The sequence below is a fragment of the Mesorhizobium sp. WSM4840 genome, from assembly GCF_055811755.1.
In genome coordinates, this window is sequence record NZ_JBVVQD010000001.1 from 120,050 (window position 1) to 139,264 (window position 19,215).

The window sequence follows — 19,215 nt, forward strand, 5'->3', positions numbered from 1 at the left end:
GAACACAACACGAAAAGGAGGTCGCCGTGAACGACACATCCAAAAGACGTGAATTTCTGAAACTGGGAATGGCCGGGCTCGCAACGGCCGGAGTGGTGGGCGCAGCAGCAACGGTCGATGTTCAGAAGGCGGCGGCGCAAGCGGCACCGGACAGCCTGCTGCGCACCGTTCTCGAGCGCGGCAAAGTGATCGTCGGCACCGGCAGCACCAACGCGCCATGGCACTTCGAAAACGATGCCGGCGAACTGGTTGGCATGGACATCACCATGGGGCGCATTCTTGCCAAGGGGCTTTTCGACGATCCGACCAAGGTCGAATTTGTCATGCAGGATCCGGCCCAGCGCATTCCGAACGTGACCACCAACAAGGTCGACATCTCGATCCAGTTCATGACCATGACCGCCCAGCGCTCGCAGCTGATCCACTTCTCCCGGCCCTATTACGTGGAAGGCATCGCCTTGCTGACCCTTCCGAACGCCGAAAACAAGACCTTCGACAAGCTGGTTGCCGCCGGTTCGGCGACACGGATTTCCATCCTGCAAAACGTCGATGCCGAGGCAAATGTGCACATCGTCCTGCCGGAGGCGCAGGTGATGCAGATTGACACGCAGGCCAACGTGCTGCAGGCACTGGAATCGAAGCGCGTCGACGCCGCCGCCGTCGATCTGTCGACGGTCCGCTGGCTCGCCTCACGTAATCCGGACAAATACTTCGATGCCGGCAAGAGTTGGTTCTCGATGCTTTACGGCGCCGCACTTCGGCAAGGCGACCCCGACTGGCTGACCTTCGTCAACACGACCTTCACCACCGCCATGTTCGGCCATGAGACGGCGCTCTATGACGCTGCATTCAAGGACTATTTCGGACAGGAGCCGCCGGCGCGCCATCCCGGCTTCCCGGTCATCTGATGCAAGCCGGCGGAAGGGCCGCGCCCTTCCGCCTCCTTCTCGTCGACAGCCCTCGATATGACAGGGACACATGGGCTATACCCTAAACTTCAACCTGATCTGGCGGCATTTCGACAAGCTCTGGGGCGGGCTACTGCTCAGCCTCGAACTGGCCGTGATCTCCATCGCGATCGGCATCGTTATCGGGCTGCTTCTGGCGGTCTGGTACGTATCGGCCGGGCGGCTGGTCCGGACCGCCATCGCCGCCTATGTCGAATTCATCCGCAACGTACCGCTGATCCTGCTCGTCTATCTCGTCTTCTACGGCCTGCCGACGGTGGTCGACATCGCCTACAGCGCGCAGACCTCATTCATTGCCACGCTGTCGCTCTATAGCGGCGCGTATCTGGTCGAGGTGTTCCGCTCGGGGCTCGAAGCGGTTCCGCGCGGGCAGCTCGACGCCGGCAAGGCGATTGGCCTGACGCCATGGCAAAGGCTGCTCCATGTGCGCCTGCCGACGATGCTGCGCATAACGCTGCCCGCGCTTTCCAACACTTTCCTATCGCTGTTCAAGGACACGTCCGTTGCTTCGGTCATTTCGGTGCCCGAGCTCACCTACGGCGCCCAGTGGATCAACTTCAACACCTTCCGGATCGTCGAGGTCTACCTTGTGGTGACGGCGATGTACCTCTTGACGGGCTACGCGCTTCTTTATGCGCTTCGGCTTGTCGAGCGCCGGTTCAGGGCGGCGCACTAGGATGCTTGGCCAGATCGCCTATGCCTTGCCCTTCCTGGCCCAGGGTTTTGCCGTGACACTGTGGGTGTCGCTGCTGGTCGTGGTATTGTCGCTCATCGCCGGTGTGATGATGGGCGTCGGCCTTGTCTATGGACCGGCTCCGCTGCGCTGGGCAGTGCGCATTTTCAGCGACACCATTCGCGGCATTCCGATCCTGGTGCTCATCTTCTTCGTCTATTACGGCCTGCCTGCCGTCGGCATGCATCTGGAATCCTTCTGGGCAGCCGTGCTGGCGCTCACCCTGTTCAAGACGGCACAGGTCATCGAGTATCTGCGCGGTGCGGTTGGTTCCATACCAAAGGGGCAGTCCGAAGCGGCGATGGCGATCGGGCTGACCTTTCGCCAGCGACTGGCTTACGTCATCTTCCCGCAAGCGTTCAGGCGCTTCCTGCCGCCTTGGATCAATGGCGTCACCGATGCGGTGAAGGGCAGCGCGCTGGTCTCGCTGCTCGGCATCACCGACCTGATGCACGCCATCAACCAGGTCATCGGCCGCACCTACGAAGCGATGCCGCTCTACATACTCGGTGCGGTCATCTATTTCGTCGTCAATTACGCCCTCTCCCTGGCCAGCCGACGGTTGGAGCGGCGTTTCTCCTTCATCCGGGAATAGCAAGATGTCCATCTCCCCGCCCGCCAATCCGGCGCTTCTCGACGTCTCCGACGTGTCCAAATCCTTTGGATCCGTCGAGGTCCTGCGCTCCGTCAGCCTGCAGGTGACACGCGGCGAAGTGGTGACTGTCATCGGACCTTCCGGCAGCGGCAAGACCACGCTGCTGCGCTGCGTCAACTTCCTGGAGAGCTACGACAGCGGCTCTATCCGCATCGACGGCAAGGAGGTCGGCTTCCGCGACACGGGAACACGCCAGCGCCGCAGCGAGCGCGACCTGGCGAAGATGCGCGCCGAGACCGGAATGGTGTTCCAGAGTTTCAACCTATTTCCGCATCTAACGGCGGCCGGCAACATCATGCTTGGCCTGCGCAAGGTGCGCGGCAAGAGCAGTACCGAAGCCCGTGCCATTGCCGAGCACTGGCTGGGCCGGGTCGGACTTGCCCACAAGGCCGACAGCCTGCCCGCCGAGCTTTCCGGTGGCCAGCAGCAGCGCGTCGGCATCGCCCGGGCGGTGGCGATGGAGCCGAAAATTCTGCTGCTCGACGAGATAACGTCCGCGCTCGACCCGGAACTCGTCGGCGAGGTGCTCGAGGTCGTGCGCAGCCTGGCCGAGGACGGCATGACGATGGTGATGGTCACGCACGAGATGGCCTTTGCGCGCGACGCGTCGAGCCGCATTGTCTTCATGGCGGATGGCGGTGTCAGCGCCGCGGGCCCGCCTGCCGAGATTCTGGGCACCGAGATCGACAATGAGCGTCTTCGCAGCTTCCTGGCGCGGTTTCGTGCCTCGCATTTCTGACACCGGGCGGCGAAAGCTGTCGCAAGGAGCCTTTTCATGACGCCTTACATCCGGCTCGCCGAATTGGGCCTGACGCTGCCCGAGCCGCCGACGCCGATCGCCAATTTCGTCACCCACGCCGAAAGCGGGCGGCTGATCTTCCTCTCCGGCCAAGGGCCGCTGCGCGCCGATGGCACGCTTTGCACCGGCAAGGTGGGCGAGGACGTCACGGTTGAAGAGGCCTATAAGCATGCCCGTCTCACCGGCCTGAACCTGCTCGCCGTCATGCACGCCGCGGCAGGCGACCTCGGCCGTATCGTGCGCGTCGTCAAGCTGCTTGGCTTCGTCAACGCCATCCCGACCTTCAGCGACCATCCGCAGGTGGTGAATGGCTGTTCCGATCTTTTCGCCGAAGTCTTCGATAGTATCGGCGGGCACGCCCGCTCGGCGATCGGTGTCGGTTCCTTGCCGGGAAACATTACGGTCGAAATCGAGGCGGTCGTCGAGATCGCTGCCTGACATCTACCAATGGGATCTCTCGAGATGAAAAACTATTCCGCAAACGGCTCCAACACGACAATCCGCGAACGGCTCGGCCTTCGCCCGATCATCAATGTTTCCGGCACGATGACGGCGCTCGGCGCCTCGATCATCGTCCCGGAAGCGATCGCCGCGATGTCGGAGATCGCTTCGCAATGGGTGGAAATGGACGATCTGCAACGCGCCGCAAGCACGGTCGTCGCGCGCCTCACAGGAGGCGAGGCCGGCTTCATCACGGCTTGCTGCGCCAGCGGCATCACCATGGCGATTGCCGGCACGATGACCGGCACCAACCTTCTCGCGATCGAGCGGCTGCCGGACGACACCGAGGGCCTCAAGTCGGAGGTCATCGTCCAGCTCGGCCACATCGTCAATTACGGCGCGCCGATCGACCAGTCGATCCGGCTTGCCGGGGCCAGGACCATACCGGCCGGCACGGTCAGCGTGACGCAGGATTATCATGTGCGCGACGCGATCCGCGACCGCACCGCGGCCGGCCTCTACGTCGTTGCGCATCACACGGTGCAATACGGCATGCTTTCGCTCGAGGAATTCTGCGAAATCTGCCACGCCAGGGGTGTCCCGGTGATCGTCGACGCCGCCTCCGAATACGACCTGCGCGGCTTTCTCGCACGCGGCGCCGACATCGTCGTCTATAGTGGGCACAAATTCCTCAGCGGACCGACAAGCGGCATCGTGACGGGGCGCAAGGATCTGGTGCGGGCCGCCTATCTGCAGAATCGTGGCGTTGCGCGGGCGATGAAGGTCGGCAAGGAAAGCATCGCCGGAACCATGGCCGCGCTGGAAGCCTGGGAGCGGCGCGACCATGCCGGCATCCGCAAGCGGGAAGAAGCCGCTCTGCATCTGTGGAAGGACGCATTGCAGGGCCCGCCCGGTATCGCTGCGCATATCATTCCCGATCCGACCGGCAATCCGCTCGACCGCCTGCAGGTGTTTGTTACGCCCGAAAGCAGGTTCACCGCCGCCGGCCTTGCCTCGGCGCTGGCGGCCGGTTCGCCCCCTATTATCGTCCGCAACCACGAGGTCGAGCGCGGTCACTTCTTCCTCGACCCGTGCAATCTTCATCCTGGCGAGGCGGAGATCGTCGCCGAACGCCTGCGGGCCGTGTTGAGCGCGGCCGAGCGTCCGGCGGATGCGATGAAGTCCGCCCGCAAGGATAGCGCCGGCGCCTTGCGCTGGCCGGATTAGGTAATGATGGTGCCTCGCGCCCGAATGCTGCGCGGAGGCACCACATCCTTGCCGTCGATCCCGAATTCCGCTAATGCGCGCCTTTGCCGCCGGGAGCAGAAGCTTGGACGATCACCGCGCCGACGTCGCCGTCATCATGGGCAGCCAGTCCGACTGGGCGACGATGCGCCACGCCGCCGAAACGCTGGAGGCACTGGGCATTCCGCACAAGCGGCTGATCGTCTCGGCTCATCGCACTCCCGACCGGCTCTATGATTTTGCCAAGGGCGCCAAGGCCGCCGGTTTTCGGGTGATCATCGCCGGCGCCGGCGGTGCGGCGCACCTGCCCGGCATGACGGCGGCGATGACGCCGCTCCCGGTTTTTGGCGTGCCGGTAGAATCGAAGGCGCTTTCCGGACAGGACTCGCTGCTCTCCATCGTGCAGATGCCGGCCGGTATTCCGGTCGGCACGCTGGCCATCGGCAAGGCGGGCGCCACCAATGCCGCCCTTCTGGCCGCGGCGGTGTTGGCGCTGACCGACGAAAAGCTCGCTGCCCGGCTCGATGCCTGGCGCGCCGCCCAGACCGCCAGGGTCGCTGCCGAGCCCACGGACACGCCATGAGCCTGCCCGCGGGATCGACCATCGGCATCGTCGGCGGCGGCCAGCTCGGCCGCATGCTGGCCATGGCCGCGGCCCGCCTCGGCTACCGCATAGTCGTGCTGGAACCGCAGCCGGATTGCCCGGCGGCACAGGTCGCAAACCGGCAGATCACCGCCGCCTACGACGACACGGCTGCGCTCGCCGAACTGGCTGCAGTCAGCGCCGTCGTCACCTACGAGTTCGAGAACGTGCCGGTCATGGCTGCCAGCGCGCTTGCCGTCACGGTCCCGGTCTATCCGCCGGCGCGCGCGCTGGAAGTGGCGCAGGACCGGGTGGCGGAGAAGAAATTCCTCAACGGCATCGGCGTTCCCACTGCGGATTTTTGTCCCGTCGACAATGACGACGAATTGACGGCGGCGCTGAAAAAGTTCGACGGCAGCGGCATATTGAAGACGCGGCGCATGGGCTATGACGGCAAGGGTCAGCGCGTCTTCCGCAACATGGAAACAGGCGGCTTTGCCGGCACCTGCGAGGCGATGGGCAACGTGCCGCTGATCCTCGAATCCTTCGTCGCCTTCGAACGCGAGATTTCGGTGATCGCGGCGCGCGGCATGGACGGTTCGCTCGCCGCCTACGATCCGGCAGAAAACGTCCACCGCAACGGCATCCTGCACAGCTCGACCCTGCCGGCCAGGATAGAGTCCGAAACCGCCGCTGCAGCGCAGGCGGCGGCGGCAAAGATACTTGCGGCGCTCGATTATGTCGGCGTCATCGGTATCGAGTTCTTTGTCCTTGCCGACGGCGCGCTGCTGGCCAATGAGATCGCGCCGCGCGTCCACAATTCCGGCCACTGGACTGAGGCCGCCTGCATCGTCTCGCAGTTCGAGCAGCACATTCGCGCCGTCGCCGGCCTGCCCTTGGGAAATCCCGGCCGCCATGTCGACTGTGTCATGGAAAACCTGATCGGCGACGATATCCTGCGTGTTCCAGCCCTGCTCGCCGAGCCCGATCTGATGCTGCATCTCTACGGCAAGGCCGAAGCGCGCCCCGGCCGCAAGATGGGCCATTTTACGCGAATGAGCCGTCACCGTTGAGGCTATAGGACGGCACCGCTCTAATGCCGTCGGTCGAGCAGGAAACCAAACTCCGCCACGCTGGCTTCATTTATGAAGCACGCTTGCGGTTGACACGGACAAGGCTCCTCGTTTATGAGCCACGCACAAGTTGAGAGGCGCGCTTTCCGAGCGCGCCTTAATAATTCGGCCCAAGCGGGCCCAGACCGACGGGCAAGACCATGAAGATCAAGAATTCGCTCAAGGCGCTCAAGGCGCGTCACCGCGACAACCAGCTGGTTCGCCGCAAGGGCCGCGTGTACATCATCAACAAGACCGCTCCGCGCTACAAGGCGCGTCAGGGTTGAGTCTTTCGCGTGGAGGCGCCTGCCTCCGCGCCTGCATGATGTACCGCATCGACCCAAAATCGGAATCGATTTTCGGAAAGTACGATGCGAGGAATTCAGAATGTTAGAGCGTCCTTTACGCGTCCAAAAGGACGCGTGGCGCTCTAATACCGGCCTGCCGGCCCTTTCACGCTAAATTCAGTTTGACGATCTGCTGTCCGGGGTTAGATTCTCGGCCATGCGGATTCTTTTTGCATTCTTCGCGGCGCTTTTTCTTTTCGGTTCCGCCTCGCTTCCAACCCAAGCGGACGATGCGGTCGCCCCTCCGGTTGCCACGACTAGGGAGGCAAGGCTCGACCAGCTGTTCGTCGACCTGAAGCGCCAGCGCAATGAAAAGGCCGCTGAGCGCATCGCCGCGCGCATCTCGCACGAGTGGTCGCAATCCGGCAGCGCCTCGATCGACCTGATGATGCAATGGTCGCAAAAGGCGATCGAAGACAAGAAATTCGACGTGGCACTCGATTTTCTCGATCAAGTGGTGACCTTGCAACCGGCCTATGCGGAGGGCTGGAACCGGCGCGCCACCGTACATTTCATGATGAATAACTTTGGAAAATCGATGTCTGACATCGACCGCACGTTGCAGCTCGAGCCGCGCCATTTTGGCGCACTGTCCGGCCTGGCGCAGATCATGGCCGTAACCGGCCACAAGCAGTCGGCGCTGGAAGCCTGGCAGCGCGTGCTCGGCATCTATCCGATGATGCGCAGCGCCCAGGATCAGGTCGGCACGCTTTCGGAAGAACTTGCCGGCGAAGGAATTTGATTTCCCGGTTGGCGGACAATTCCACTTGAGTGAAAGTCGCTTTAGCTAGACTGTGAACTAATTTCGCTCCGGTCCGTATCTCTCCCCATGAACCTGATCTTCGCCGCGCTCGTCTTCCTCATGGCGCTTGTGTTCACCCTTGCAGGTGTCACCCTCGCCGGTTCATGGCTGATCGAGCGCCGCAATCCGCCGATCGGCGACTTCGCGGATATAAACGGTGCCCGCATCCACTACGTTCACGTTCCGGCGCGGAAAAACGCCGAACTGCCGCCGATCGTCTTCATCCACGGCGCCAGCGCCAATCTCAGAGATCAGATGCTGCCGCTGAGGCCCTTGCTGGAAGGCCGTGCCGAGATGCTGTTCTTGGACCGCCCGGGTGCAGGCTGGTCGGGGCGCGGCCCCGGAAACAACGAGACCCCATCGGCACAGGCCAGCACCATCGCAGCTCTGATGGACCATCTCGGCATCGGGAAAGCCATTATCGCCGGCCATTCCTTCGGCGGCTCGGTGACCACCGCCTTCGGCCGCGAGCATCCCGACAAGACGCTCGGCCTAGTGTTCGTGGCGCCCGCCACCCATCCCTGGCCGGGCGGCGCGACCGCCTGGTACTACAATTTGACGACCATTCCGATCGTCGGCCGGCTGTTTTCCGAAACGCTGGCCTATCCGTCGGGAGCGCTGCAGATGAATACCGCCACCGCCTGCGTCTTTGCCCCCAACAAGGTGCCGGACGGCTATGTCGCCGAGGTCTCGATCCCGCTGGTGCTTCGGCCGAACGCCTTTCGTGCCAACGCCACCGATGTCGCCGGGCTCTATCGCTACACGCTCGATGCCGCGCCGCACTACCGCGATATCAAGGCGCCGACTGTGGTCATCTCGGGCGACCGCGACAAGGTGGTCTATGCAACGATCCATTCGGTCGGCCTCGTCCGCGACATTGCCGGCGCCGAGCTGGTCTGGGTCCACAATCTCGGCCACAAGCCGGACTGGATCGCGCCCGATCTCGTCGTCGGCGCGATCGAAAAGGTCGCCGGCAAGGAGGTGGACCTTCAGGCAATGGCGAAGGCCGTGGAGGTCAGGGTCGCCAACGACACTAACGGCGCCGGCAAATGCGCCGACATCAAAGCGCCGGAAGCCGAACTCGCGCCGATTTAGAGTCCTCGCCGAAGCGCGTCAAAATTCGTGGATGACGCCCGTCATCTCTGCCGGCGGCAGCCAGGCGACGAGCGCGGTCGGATCCGTGAAGGCCGCGTAGGGGGTCTTCGGGCTGGACTTCGATGACCCTCGTCGTGCGGGCCCAGACGCCCGCATGGTCTTTGCTCATGTGGCTCCAATGGTCGCGACACGGAGAACAGGACCTCTCGCTGCCGCGAATCCGCCCAGTGTCAGCGGCCTAGCGGCGGGCCTGCACCTCCGACCCGACATAGGCGATGCGCAGCATGTTGGTGGAGCCCGGCGTCCTCAGCGGCACGCCGGCGGTGATGATGACCCGGTCGCCCGGCTTGCCGAACCCCTCGTCCAAAGCGATGCGGCAGGCGCGGTCGACCATGTCGTCGAGGTCGATGGCGTCGGGCGAGACGACGCAATGCGTGCCCCACAAAAGCGACAGCCGCCGCGCCGTGTTGACGATCGGCGACAGTGCGACGATCGGTACCTGCGGCCGCTCGCGCGCGGCGCGCAGGCCGGTCGTGCCGGACGCCGTATAGCTGATGATCGCCGACAGTTTCAGCGTCTCGGCAATTTCGCGGGCGGCAAGCGAGATGGCGTCGGCGCCGGTCGCTTCCGGCTCCGAACGCTGCGCGTTGATGATGCCGGCGTAGGTCGGGTCGGTTTCGACCTTGCTGGCGATGCGGTTCATCATCGCCACCGCCTCGACCGGGTAGGCGCCGGCCGCGGACTCCGCCGAGAGCATGATGGCGTCGGCGCCTTCGAACACGGCGATCGAAACGTCCGACACCTCGGCGCGGGTCGGCACCGGCGCGGTGATCATCGATTCCAGCATCTGCGTGGCGATCACCACCGGCTTGCCGGCGCGGCGCGCGGCGCGGGTGATCTGCTTCTGGATACCGGGCACGGCTTCGAGCGGCATTTCGACGCCGAGATCGCCGCGGGCAACCATCAGTGCGTCCGAAAGTTCGATGATCTCGGCCAGCCGGGCGACGGCCTGCGGCTTTTCGATCTTGGCCATGATGAGCGCCCGGCCGCGCGCGATCTTGCGCGCTTCCGCCAGATCCTCCGGCCGCTGGACAAACGAGAGCGCCACCCAGTCGACGCCGGTGGCCAGCACCGCATCGAGATCCCTGCGGTCCTTTTCGGTCAGCGCGCCGACCGGCAGATCGGTGTCGGGCAGGCTGACGCCCTTCTTGTCGGAGATGCTGGTGCCGGCGACGACGGTGCAGACGATCGCCTTGCCGTCGCTCTTCACCGCCTTCAGCTCGAGCTTGCCGTCGTCGATCAAAAGGCGGTCACCGGCCTCGACCGATCTCAGGATTTCAGGGTGGGGCAAATAGACCCTGGTCGAATTGCCGGGCTCGGGATTGTCGTCGAGCGTGAAAGTCTGGCCGAGTGTCAGCGCCTCCTTGCCGCTGGCGAATTTGCCAACGCGCAGCTTGGGCCCCTGCAAGTCGGCGAGAATACCGATCGGCCGGCCGACTGCTTTCTCGACAGCGCGGATGCGACCGACAAGTGTGTGCATCAATTCATGATCGGTGTGGCTCATATTGATGCGAAACACGTCGGCGCCGGCTTCGAAGAGCTTCTTCAGCATGTCCTCGGAGGAGGAGGCCGGCCCGATGGTGGCGAGTATCTTGACCTTGCGGCTGCGTCTCATTGACTGTTTGTTCCCGGGGCGGCTGGAACGCCCCCCGTTGCGGGGTCATCGGTCAGCTGGACCATCCAGCTTGCCTGCTCGCCCGTGTCATATTCCTGGAATCCGGCGCGCTGGAAGCCCCGGGCGACGCAATCGCTAACGCCGGCGATCTTGAACTCTTTTTCAGCCACGCACATGTTGATCGGGCCATCCCAGCGCCCGCCGCGCTCGGCGTCTTCTGCATAAAGATAGTAAAATCTTGATGACAGCGGCCCTTCGATCAACGTCTTGCAGCTCGATCCTTCGATGTGCCACCAGCCTTCGGTGATCCAGCCTGCCTTGGCGCGATAGCCGATGCCGACGCCCACCAGGTTCTGCGTGGCGTTGCAGACACGGAAATCGGCGCGCGCCGGCGAGGCAGCAAGCATCGCGGCGAGGCCCACAGCAAGGGTCAGGAGCGGCATGGCGAAGGCATAGCGCACGCGCGGCCTGCCGGCGGAACCCATCCTGAAATCCCTCAAGAACCACATTTGCATCTCTCAATGCCCCTTTTCGGAAAAGTCCGGGCGCATGTCAACGCGCCCTTTTGCGCAATTCCAATCGATTTAGAAAGGCTTCGGCGCACGGTCTGTCGCCTTCTGCCAGATTTCCGCAGAAACCGTGGCCAAACGACGGCATTGCGTAATCGTCTCCTTCGTGGAAAGACGATACCATCCTCCCTGGAAGCCAGCGAACAGACCATTTCCCGCCGATGACCCGATCCACAGTTTTCGCGCCTTTCGACGTCGTCGAAGGCGACCGCAAGCGAGGCATGGTGCTTTTGGCCGATCACGCCCGTCGCGATCTGCCGGAAGAGTATGGCAGCCTCGGCTTGCCGGCGGCGGAATTCGACCGCCATATCGCCTACGACATCGGTGTCGAGACGGCGACGCGCGAATTGGCGGCTTTGCTCGGCGTGCCGGCAGTACTCGCCAATTTTTCGCGGCTTCTGATCGATCCCAATCGCGGCGAAGACGATCCGACGCTGATCCGCCAGCTCTATGACGGTACCGTCATTTCGGGAAATTATCCACTTGCCTTGAAAGAACGTGAAAGGCGGCTTGACCGCTTCTATCGGCCCTATCACGATGCCGTCGGCGCCATGATCGCCTCGGTGGCGCAGGCTTCCGCAAGCGCCCCCTTCATCCTGTCGATACATTCCTTCACCCCTTTCATGCAGGGATTCGTGCGCCCTTGGCATGTTGGTGTCTTGTGGGATCGCGACGACCGGGTGGCGCGACCGCTGATCGACATGATCGCCGAGGACAAAAGCCTTATCGTTGGCGACAACGAGCCCTATGACGGCGCATTGCGCGGCGACACCATGTTCAGGCATGCCATCGTCAACGGCTTTGCCCATGCGCTGATCGAAATCCGTCAGGACCTGATCGCCGATCGGCAGGATGCGGTCGCCTGGGCCGAACGGCTGGCGCCGGTCGTTGACGCGATCAACCACCGTCCCGATATACATCAGGTCAAACGATTCGGCTCGCGCACCGGGCCGTTGTAAGGAGGTTTCGATGACCGAACTCGGCGACGAGCAAAAACGCGATTTCGAAGCCGCCGCCTTCCGCCGGCTGGTTGCGCATCTGCGCGAACGCACGGACGTGCAGAACATCGACCTGATGAACCTCGCCGGCTTCTGCCGCAACTGCCTCTCCAACTGGTATCGCGACGCCGCGGAGGCCGAGGGCGTCGATCTCAGCAAGGACCAGTCGCGCGAGATCATCTATGGCATGCCTTATGCCGAATGGCAGGCGCTCAACCAGACCGAGGCCTCCGATGCCAAGAAGGCGGAGTTCGAGGCAAGACGCCCCAGGGATCATTAAGACCACGATCCCGAAAAGTGGAATCCGGTTTTCGGACAAGATCATGGTCGAACAAAAAACCCTGTCCCGATCGGCTCTCATCAACCTCGGATTCAAGCGAGCCGCTTGGCCCAAGCACTTCCAAGAGCGAGCGCTTGACTGAAGATTGAATCGATCTAATTTGCCGCGCGAAGCTATTTTCGCACCGGACTCCTACACGATGGACACGCTAAAAATCATGCAGACCGCCATTCGCGGACGATGGGCCGTGGCGGCCATCTTCCTGGCCAATGGTTTTCTGACCGGCGCCTGGGCGCCGCAGATCCCGGTGGTCCTGACCCGGCTGGATATCAGCAAGTTTACGCTCGGCCTGCTGATCCTGCTGTTCGGCGCCGGCGCGGTCACGGCCATGACCTGGTGCGGCCACCTGATCTCCAGGCATGGTTCGCGCAGCGTGCTGCGCTGGTTCGGTCTCATCGGCAGTTTCGGCCTGCTGGTTGTGGCGCTTGCCCCCAACGTGCCGCTGGCGGCCATCGCCATGTTCATCTTCGGCGCTTCGATCGGCGGCATGGATGTCGCCATGAACGCCAATGCGGTCACGGTGGAACGGCGGTTGTCCCGCGCCATCATGTCGTCCTCGCACGGCTTCTGGAGCCTTGGCGGTTTCGCCGGTGGCGCTCTCGGCGGCTTCGCCATCCAGAATTACGGCCATCTCGCCCATGCGGCGGTGGTGACGGCTCTTGCCTTTGCCGTGATCGCTGTGGCAGTTCGCTACCTGATCGCCGAGGGTAAGCCGCCCCAAGGATCATCGGGGATTACCGGACATCTCAAATTCGCGCTGCCTGGAAATCCGCTGGTCTATCTCGTCGGGCTGATGGCGCTGATGACGATGATCTCCGAGGGTGCGGTGCTCGACTGGGCGGCGCTTTACCTGCAACAGGAACTCGGCACCGACCTCGCCGTAGCTGGTTTGGCATACGCCGCTTTTTCCGGCGTCATGGCCGTCATGCGCTTCGTTGGTGACGGGGTCCGCAACCGTTTCGGTGCCGTAACGACGCTGCGCGTCTCGGCCCTTGTCGCCGCCGCCGGCATGCTGGTGGCGGGGCTAGCGCCTTCGCCCTGGCTCGCCATCTCAGCTTTTGCCCTTTGCGGCTTCGGCATCGCCAATATGGTGCCGATCCTGTTTTCGGCCGGCGGCAACCAGGAAGGCATGTCGTCCGGCACCGGTATGAGCGTCGTCACCACGATGGGCTATTCCGGCATTCTGGTGGCGCCGTCGGCGATCGGCTTCATCGCCGAGCACTTGAGCTTCAGTCCGATCTTCGTCGCTTTGTCGGGGCTGCTGGTCGTCGTATTTTTGATGGCCGGGCTCGCTCACCGCGCCGAATTCGCGCCCGACGCAGCACCGGCCGAATAGCGCTTCAACTCCTCATAGAGGAAATCCGCGACACGGCGGATGCGCACGCTGGTGCGCACGTCGCGGTGCATGGCCAGCCATACCGGCAGCGTCGGCAGCGCGAGGCCCGGCAGCACTGTCTCCACCAGCGGATCGCGATCGGCCAGCGGCTCCTGGCCGAAGCCGATGCCGTTTCCCGCCCGCACCGCCTCCCAAAGCACGATTTGGTTGTCGGTCCTGAAGCGGAAGGCATCGCGGGTGAGCGGGACGCCGAACTGGGCAAAGCCGCGAATGATCTCATCGCTGCGGTCGAAGCCGATCAGGTCGTGGCCGGCAAGATCGCCGGGCTCGCGCGGACGGCCACGCCGGTCGAGATAGGATTTTGCCGCGCAGGCGCGGAGCGGAATGTCGGTCACCTTGCGCGCCACCAATTCGTTCTGCGCCGGCTTGACCATGCGGATGGCGATGTCGGCATCACGGCGCAAAAGGTTCTCGACCTGATTCGACGCGACGATCTCGACCTCGATGCCGGGTTCCTCAGCGCCCAGCCGCGCCGTCATCTCGGGCAGGACATAGGCAGCCACCACCTCGCTGGCGGCAATGCGCACCGTGCCCTCGATCGCCTCGACCGATCCCAGCGCCAATAGCGAAAAGGCGCTCGCCTGCTCGCTCACCGCCCGGCCGCGTTCGTAGAGCGTGCTGCCGGCTTCCGTCAGCGCGTAGCCGCGCCGCCCGCGCCGGAACAGGGTGACGCCGAGCGCCTGCTCCAGCTCGGCGATATGGCGGCCGAGCGTCGGCTGGCTTGCAGCCAGCTTGCGCGCGGCAGCGGACAGGCTGCCGGTTTCCGCCACGGTGACGAAACTCTTGATCAGATTCCAGTCGATTTCCATTCAAAACTGAATATCACATCGCCAAATTCAGTCAATTTCCATTCGTTTGCGGGCGGATCATATTGTGACGGTAACGCAAACACGGAGACGAAACATGACCAAGATCGCGATTCTGGGTGCCAATGGCCGGCTCGGCCGCGTGGTTGCCAAGGCCTTCATCGACGCCGGCTATGATGTCCGCGCCATCACCCGCAGCGGCAAGATACCGGCAGAACTCACCGGCTCCACCGCCGTCGCCGGCGACGGGCTCGATCGCGAAGCGCTTATCCGCGCCACCGAAGGCGTCGACATCATCTTCAACGGCCTCAACCCGCTCTACACCGACTGGGGCAAGTGCCTGCCGATGGCCGAGAACGTCATGGCCGCGTGCCGGGCGAACCACGCATTGCACCTCGCTCCCGGCAGCGTTTACAATTACGGCTCGCCGATGCCGGCGGTCATTACCGAAGACACGCCATTCCACCCGACGACAGAAAAGGGCCGCATCCGCGTCGCCATGGAAGACCTCTTTCGCCGCGAGGCCGAAGCAGGCCGAGTAAGCACCATTCTGCTGCGAGCCGGCGATTTCTTCGGCGGCACCGGCACCGGATCGTGGTTCGATCTGATGGTGGCCGCCAAGATGGACAAGGGCGTCTATACCGCCCCTGGGCCGGCCGATCTCGTGCATGAATGGGCCTATCTGCCCGATATGGCCAAGGCTTTCGTCGGACTGACTGAGAATCTCGCCAAGCTCGGCGCCTACGAGGCGCTGAACTTTCCCGGCCACGCCGTTACCGATCTGGAGATCAAGGCGGCCGCGGAGCAGGCGCTCGGGCGCACGCTGAAACTGACCTCGATGCCGTGGTGGGTGCTGCGCGCCGGCAGTCCGTTCGTGGCGATGTGGCGCGAACTCGTCTCGATGTCCTATCTCCGCTTCGAGCCACACCAGCTGACCTCGGCAAGGCTGGAAGGCATTATCGGTACGATCCCGCATACGCCGTTGGGTAGGGCGGTGGCAGCGGCTCTCGATGATATCGGTGTCGCCACGATTGATGGCGTTTCGAAAGCTGCCTGAAACGGAAAGCGGCCATTACCCAACGCATGGATCCGAACCGAAGGCTCGGAAAGGACCATGCGCAAAATCAAATGCTACAGCGCTGTGAGTCCAAAAGGACGCGCAGCGCTGAAGCATTCGTGCACACCAATCTCCGGGTCAAATCCTGCCCATCAGCAGCAACACCAGCAGTACGATCAGGATGACGCCAACAATGCCGGAGGGACCATAACCCCAGGAACGCGAATGAGGCCATGCCGGCACCGCGCCGATCAGAATGAGGATCAGAATGATGACGAGAATGGTGCTGAGCGTCATGAGAAACTCCCCGCTTTGAGGTGTCGCATGACAGGACAATGCAAAAGGCCGCTGGGTTGTTCCCGGCGGCCTTTTCTTTGCGCGACCAAAATACGCGCGGCACTCCAAGCAAAGTTGGCCTATTCGGCGGCCTTCGGGAAGGCGAACGCCGGCTCGTCAAGCGAGCCCGGTCTTGCGGAGGTCTCGACAGTCGCACCGACTGTCTTGCCGCGCCGGAACACCCGACGGAAGAATGCATAGAAGCGGCTGTTCTTACTACGCGTGAACACCATCAGCATCGACGGTGTCACCACCAGCGTCAGCAAGGTGGCGAAGGACAGGCCGAAGACGATCGCCGACGACAGTGAAATCCACCATTGCGTCGACGGCGCGTTGATCGTCGTCTCGTGATGGAAGATTTCGAGACCGAGGCCGAAAGCGATCGGCAGCACGCCGAGAATCGCCGACACCGCCGTCAGCACGACCGGGCGGGCGCGTTCGCGGCAGGTCTGCAGCACCGCGTCCATCTTGTCCCAGCCTTCTTCGCGCAGCCGGTCATAGGTGTCGATCAGCACGATGTTGTTGTTCACCACCACACCGGCCAGCGCGATGACGCCGATGCCCGACATGACGATGCCGAACGCCTCTCCAGTCAACAGCAATCCCAGGAACACGCCGACCGTCGCCATGACCACGCAGGACAGCACCAGCCAGACGCTGGTGAACTTGTTGAACTGCATCAGAAGCACCAGGAAGATCAGGAAGATCGCCGCACCGAAGGCCTTGCTAAGGAAGGCGCTGGCCTCGGCGCTGTCCTCGTTCGAGCCGGCGAGCTTCCAGCGTATGCCGCTGCCGAGCTCCATATCGGCGACCGCCTGGCTGACCTGCTGCTGGACAAAAGCGACCTGCTCGCCGGCGGCGACATTGGCCTGGACGACCACCGTGCGCGCGCCGTCGATGCGGTTGAGGATACCAACGGTCGGCTCGGGCTTGCGCACGACGAAATTCGAGATCGGCACCGACCCTTGCGAAGTCTGCACCCTGAGGTCATCGAGTGTCGACAGCGTGCGCCGGTCCTCGGGCAGACGCAGCCTGATGTCGACGGCGTCGTCAGCACCGGCTGGCCGGTATTCACTGAGCTTCAGCCCGTTCGTCACCAGTTGCACCACCGTTCCGACCGAGGTCGGGCTGATGCCGTATTGTGCCGCTTTGGCGCGATCGACGTCGAGCGCCCAGTCGACGCCGGGCGGCGGCAGGCCGTCGGAAATATCGATGACGCCGGGCACCTTGGCAATGCGCGCGGCGACGGCGCGCGCATTGTCGTCGAGGCCTTCCGGGTCGACGGCCGAAAGCCTGATCTGGATCGGCTTGCCGGTGGGCGGGCCGGCCTCGGGCACGCGAACCTCGACGTCGACGCCGGGAATGCCGGCCATGACGCCGCGCAATTCGTCCAGGATCGCGTTCGCCGATTTGCGCTCGCGCCAGTCGACGAACTCGTACTGGATCACGCCGACCACGTCTTCCGGAATATCCTGGCCGCCGCCTTGCGTCTTGCCGACACGGGTATAGACCGATTTCACGCCCGGCCAGCCGAGAAGCCGGTTTTCCGCGGTCGTTGTGGCGGCATCCATTTCTGCGAGCGAAAGGTTGCCGCGGGCGTGCACATAGAGCAGGCCGTAGTCAGGCTCGACATTCGGGAAGAACTCGACGCCGGCGCCATATTTCGAATAGGCAAAACCGACACCGAACAAAAGGCCGACGGTGAGCAGAAGCACGGTGATGGGAAAGCGCACCGCCTGCTTGACCACAGCCATGTACCAGCCGTCGCGATTGTCATTCTCGTGATGCGGCGGCGCCTTGGCGAACAAGGCGCCCAGCGCCGGCGCAAAGACCAGCGCATAGAGCATCGAGGCCGAGAGCGTGACGATCAGCGTGATCGGCATGTATTTCATGAAATCGCCGATGATGCCTGGCCAGAACAACAGCGGCGAAAAGGCGGCGATGCGCGTCATCGTCGCGGCGATGACCGGACCGGCCATGCGCTTGGCGGCAAGCGCGAAGGCCTCTGCCTTCGGCATGCCTTCGCTCATCCGCCGCTCGGCGAATTCGGTGACGATGATGGCGTCGTCGACGAGCATGCCGACCGCCAGGATGAGGCTGAACAGCACGATCATGTTGATCGTGTAGCCCATCATGGCCAACAGCAGGATGCCGATCAGGAAGGACGATGGAATGGCCAGTCCGATCAGCAGCGAGGCACGGCCCGACAGTGCATAGAGAATGACGATGAACACCAGGATCACGGCGATCATGACGTGGTTCTGCAGATCGCCGAGCAACTGGTTGACGAAGACCGATTTGTCCTGCGTGTAGGTGACGTGCATGCCTTCCGGCATGGTCTTTATGAAGGCATCGGACACGGTCCTCACCTGGGCGATCGTGTCGATCAGGTTGGAGCCGATGCGCTTCTTCACCTCGATGGCGATCGCCGGCTTGCCGTCGAGACGGGTTACCGTCTCAGCGTCCTTGAAGGTGGAGCGGACGGTGGCGATATCCTTGGCCTGTACCACGGCATTGGGGCCGGCGACGACCGGAAGCGCCGCCACGTCCTCCGGCGTCTCGATCAGCGACGGCACCTTGACGGCGTATTTGCCCTCGGACCCTTCGATGTTGCCGGCGGCGACAAGACTGTTGGAATCGCCGACCGCACCGATCAGCTGCTCGAGCTGCAGCCCGTAGGAAGACAGTTTCATCGGATCGATGACGACTTCGACGAGATCGTCGCGCGCACCTTGCAGCGCGCCTTCCAGCACGCCCGGCACTTCCTCGATGCGGTCGCGCAACTCGCGCGCCGCCGCCGTGAGCATGCGCTCGGGCACTTCGCCCGACAGCGTCACGACAAGGACGGGGAATTCGGAGACGTTGACTTCGGAGACTACAGGCTCCTCGGCTGCCTGCGGCAGGTCGGCCTTGCCGTCCTGGACCTTGCTGCGTGTGTCCTGCAACGCCGTCGCCAGATCCGTCTGCGGGTGGAATTCGACCAGCACATAGCCGCCGCCCTGGAAGGCGGCCGAGCGCATCTCCTTGAGACCCTTGAGGCTCTTCAGCTTGGCTTCCATCGGCCGCAGCAGGAGGCGCTCCGAATCCTCGGGCGAGATGCCCTGATAGATCAGGCTGACATACATCATGGGAATCGGAACGTCGGGTTCCGCTTCCTTCGGCGTCGACTGGTAGGCGACCGCACCCGCAAGGATGAGGAAGACCAGGACCGAAATGGTCAGCCGGGCATTGCTGATTGCGAGTTTGACGATATCCATG

The 19,215-nt window shown here is 63.3% G+C and carries 20 protein-coding genes; 15 read left to right on the forward strand and 5 right to left on the reverse strand.

What is annotated here, in order from left to right:
• The first annotated feature begins 26 nt into the window (after positions 1-26).
• From AC0L3I_RS00700 to AC0L3I_RS00750, 11 genes are all read left to right on the forward strand, one after another.
• On the forward strand, positions 27-908 hold the full coding sequence (locus AC0L3I_RS00700; RefSeq protein WP_473525638.1) for a transporter substrate-binding domain-containing protein: 882 nt from the start codon (positions 27-29) through the stop codon (positions 906-908).
• 70 nt (positions 909-978) lie between these two features.
• Positions 979-1,644, forward strand: coding sequence for an amino acid ABC transporter permease (locus AC0L3I_RS00705; protein ID WP_258121662.1), 666 nt, complete (start codon positions 979-981; stop codon positions 1,642-1,644).
• 1 nt (position 1,645) lies between these two features.
• Entirely contained in the window at positions 1,646-2,296 is a 651-nt protein-coding gene (locus tag AC0L3I_RS00710; protein WP_473525639.1) for an amino acid ABC transporter permease, read from the forward strand.
• A 4-nt stretch (positions 2,297-2,300) separates the two neighbouring features.
• Positions 2,301-3,095, forward strand: a complete 795-nt coding sequence (locus tag AC0L3I_RS00715; RefSeq protein WP_473525640.1) for an amino acid ABC transporter ATP-binding protein — start codon at positions 2,301-2,303, stop codon at positions 3,093-3,095.
• A 36-nt stretch (positions 3,096-3,131) separates the two neighbouring features.
• Positions 3,132-3,593 (forward strand): RidA family protein, encoded by a 462-nt coding sequence (locus tag AC0L3I_RS00720; protein WP_123150178.1) that lies wholly within the window; start codon positions 3,132-3,134, stop codon positions 3,591-3,593.
• Positions 3,594-3,617: 24 nt separating this feature from the next.
• Positions 3,618-4,823 (forward strand): aminotransferase class V-fold PLP-dependent enzyme, encoded by a 1,206-nt coding sequence (locus AC0L3I_RS00725; protein WP_473525641.1) that lies wholly within the window; start codon positions 3,618-3,620, stop codon positions 4,821-4,823.
• A 103-nt stretch (positions 4,824-4,926) separates the two neighbouring features.
• Positions 4,927-5,424, forward strand: a complete 498-nt coding sequence (gene purE, locus AC0L3I_RS00730; protein ID WP_123150292.1) for a 5-(carboxyamino)imidazole ribonucleotide mutase — start codon at positions 4,927-4,929, stop codon at positions 5,422-5,424.
• Complete coding sequence (locus tag AC0L3I_RS00735) at positions 5,421-6,497, forward strand: 5-(carboxyamino)imidazole ribonucleotide synthase (protein ID WP_473525642.1); 1,077 nt, start codon at positions 5,421-5,423, stop codon at positions 6,495-6,497. Before purE ends, AC0L3I_RS00735 begins: the two co-directional genes overlap by 4 nt.
• A gap of 200 nt (positions 6,498-6,697) precedes the next feature.
• The gene (gene ykgO / locus AC0L3I_RS00740; protein ID WP_006327841.1) at positions 6,698-6,823 is read left to right on the forward strand and encodes a type B 50S ribosomal protein L36; all 126 of its coding nucleotides are present in this window, start codon (positions 6,698-6,700) and stop codon (positions 6,821-6,823) included.
• Positions 6,824-7,040: 217 nt separating this feature from the next.
• Positions 7,041-7,625: a tetratricopeptide repeat protein gene (locus AC0L3I_RS00745; protein WP_473486981.1), complete on the forward strand. Its 585-nt coding sequence runs from the start codon at positions 7,041-7,043 to the stop codon at positions 7,623-7,625.
• Positions 7,626-7,712: 87 nt separating this feature from the next.
• On the forward strand, positions 7,713-8,780 hold the full coding sequence (locus AC0L3I_RS00750) for an alpha/beta fold hydrolase (protein WP_473525643.1): 1,068 nt from the start codon (positions 7,713-7,715) through the stop codon (positions 8,778-8,780).
• Positions 8,781-9,018: 238 nt separating this feature from the next.
• On the opposite strand, the gene pyk is transcribed toward AC0L3I_RS00750, so the two are convergent.
• Both pyk and AC0L3I_RS00760 read right to left on the reverse strand, forming a co-directional pair.
• Positions 9,019-10,455 carry a pyruvate kinase gene (gene pyk / locus AC0L3I_RS00755; protein WP_473486983.1) on the reverse strand — a complete coding sequence of 479 codons (1,437 nt, stop codon included), beginning with the start codon at positions 10,453-10,455 and terminating at the stop codon, positions 9,019-9,021.
• Positions 10,452-10,898 (reverse strand): DUF1036 domain-containing protein, encoded by a 447-nt coding sequence (locus AC0L3I_RS00760; RefSeq protein ID WP_292187291.1) that lies wholly within the window; start codon positions 10,896-10,898, stop codon positions 10,452-10,454. Before AC0L3I_RS00760 ends, pyk begins: the two co-directional genes overlap by 4 nt.
• A gap of 287 nt (positions 10,899-11,185) precedes the next feature.
• On the opposite strand from AC0L3I_RS00760, the gene AC0L3I_RS00765 reads away from it, so the two are divergent.
• From AC0L3I_RS00765 to AC0L3I_RS00775, 3 genes are all read left to right on the forward strand, one after another.
• Entirely contained in the window at positions 11,186-11,983 is a 798-nt protein-coding gene (locus AC0L3I_RS00765) for an N-formylglutamate amidohydrolase (RefSeq protein ID WP_473486984.1), read from the forward strand.
• A gap of 10 nt (positions 11,984-11,993) precedes the next feature.
• Complete coding sequence (locus AC0L3I_RS00770) at positions 11,994-12,302, forward strand: DUF1244 domain-containing protein (RefSeq protein WP_473525644.1); 309 nt, start codon at positions 11,994-11,996, stop codon at positions 12,300-12,302.
• Between the two features lie 199 nt (positions 12,303-12,501).
• Positions 12,502-13,698, forward strand: coding sequence for an MFS transporter (locus tag AC0L3I_RS00775; RefSeq protein ID WP_473525645.1), 1,197 nt, complete (start codon positions 12,502-12,504; stop codon positions 13,696-13,698).
• Here the strand turns inward: AC0L3I_RS00775 and AC0L3I_RS00780 are convergent.
• Complete coding sequence (locus tag AC0L3I_RS00780; protein WP_473486986.1) at positions 13,656-14,567, reverse strand: LysR family transcriptional regulator; 912 nt, start codon at positions 14,565-14,567, stop codon at positions 13,656-13,658. The two genes, AC0L3I_RS00775 and AC0L3I_RS00780, sit on opposite strands and share 43 nt — an antisense overlap.
• 94 nt (positions 14,568-14,661) lie before the next feature.
• Here AC0L3I_RS00780 and AC0L3I_RS00785 point away from each other — a divergent pair, with 94 nt between their 5' ends.
• Positions 14,662-15,621, forward strand: a complete 960-nt coding sequence (locus AC0L3I_RS00785; RefSeq protein ID WP_473525646.1) for an NAD-dependent epimerase/dehydratase family protein — start codon at positions 14,662-14,664, stop codon at positions 15,619-15,621.
• Between the two features lie 138 nt (positions 15,622-15,759).
• Here the strand turns inward: AC0L3I_RS00785 and AC0L3I_RS00790 are convergent, their stop codons facing one another.
• Both AC0L3I_RS00790 and AC0L3I_RS00795 read right to left on the reverse strand, forming a co-directional pair.
• A complete protein-coding gene (locus tag AC0L3I_RS00790; RefSeq protein WP_036267059.1) occupies positions 15,760-15,918 on the reverse strand; it encodes a DUF3309 family protein in 159 nt (52 codons plus the stop codon).
• A gap of 119 nt (positions 15,919-16,037) precedes the next feature.
• Complete coding sequence (locus AC0L3I_RS00795; RefSeq protein WP_473525647.1) at positions 16,038-19,214, reverse strand: efflux RND transporter permease subunit; 3,177 nt, start codon at positions 19,212-19,214, stop codon at positions 16,038-16,040.
• Position 19,215: the final 1 nt, after the last annotated feature.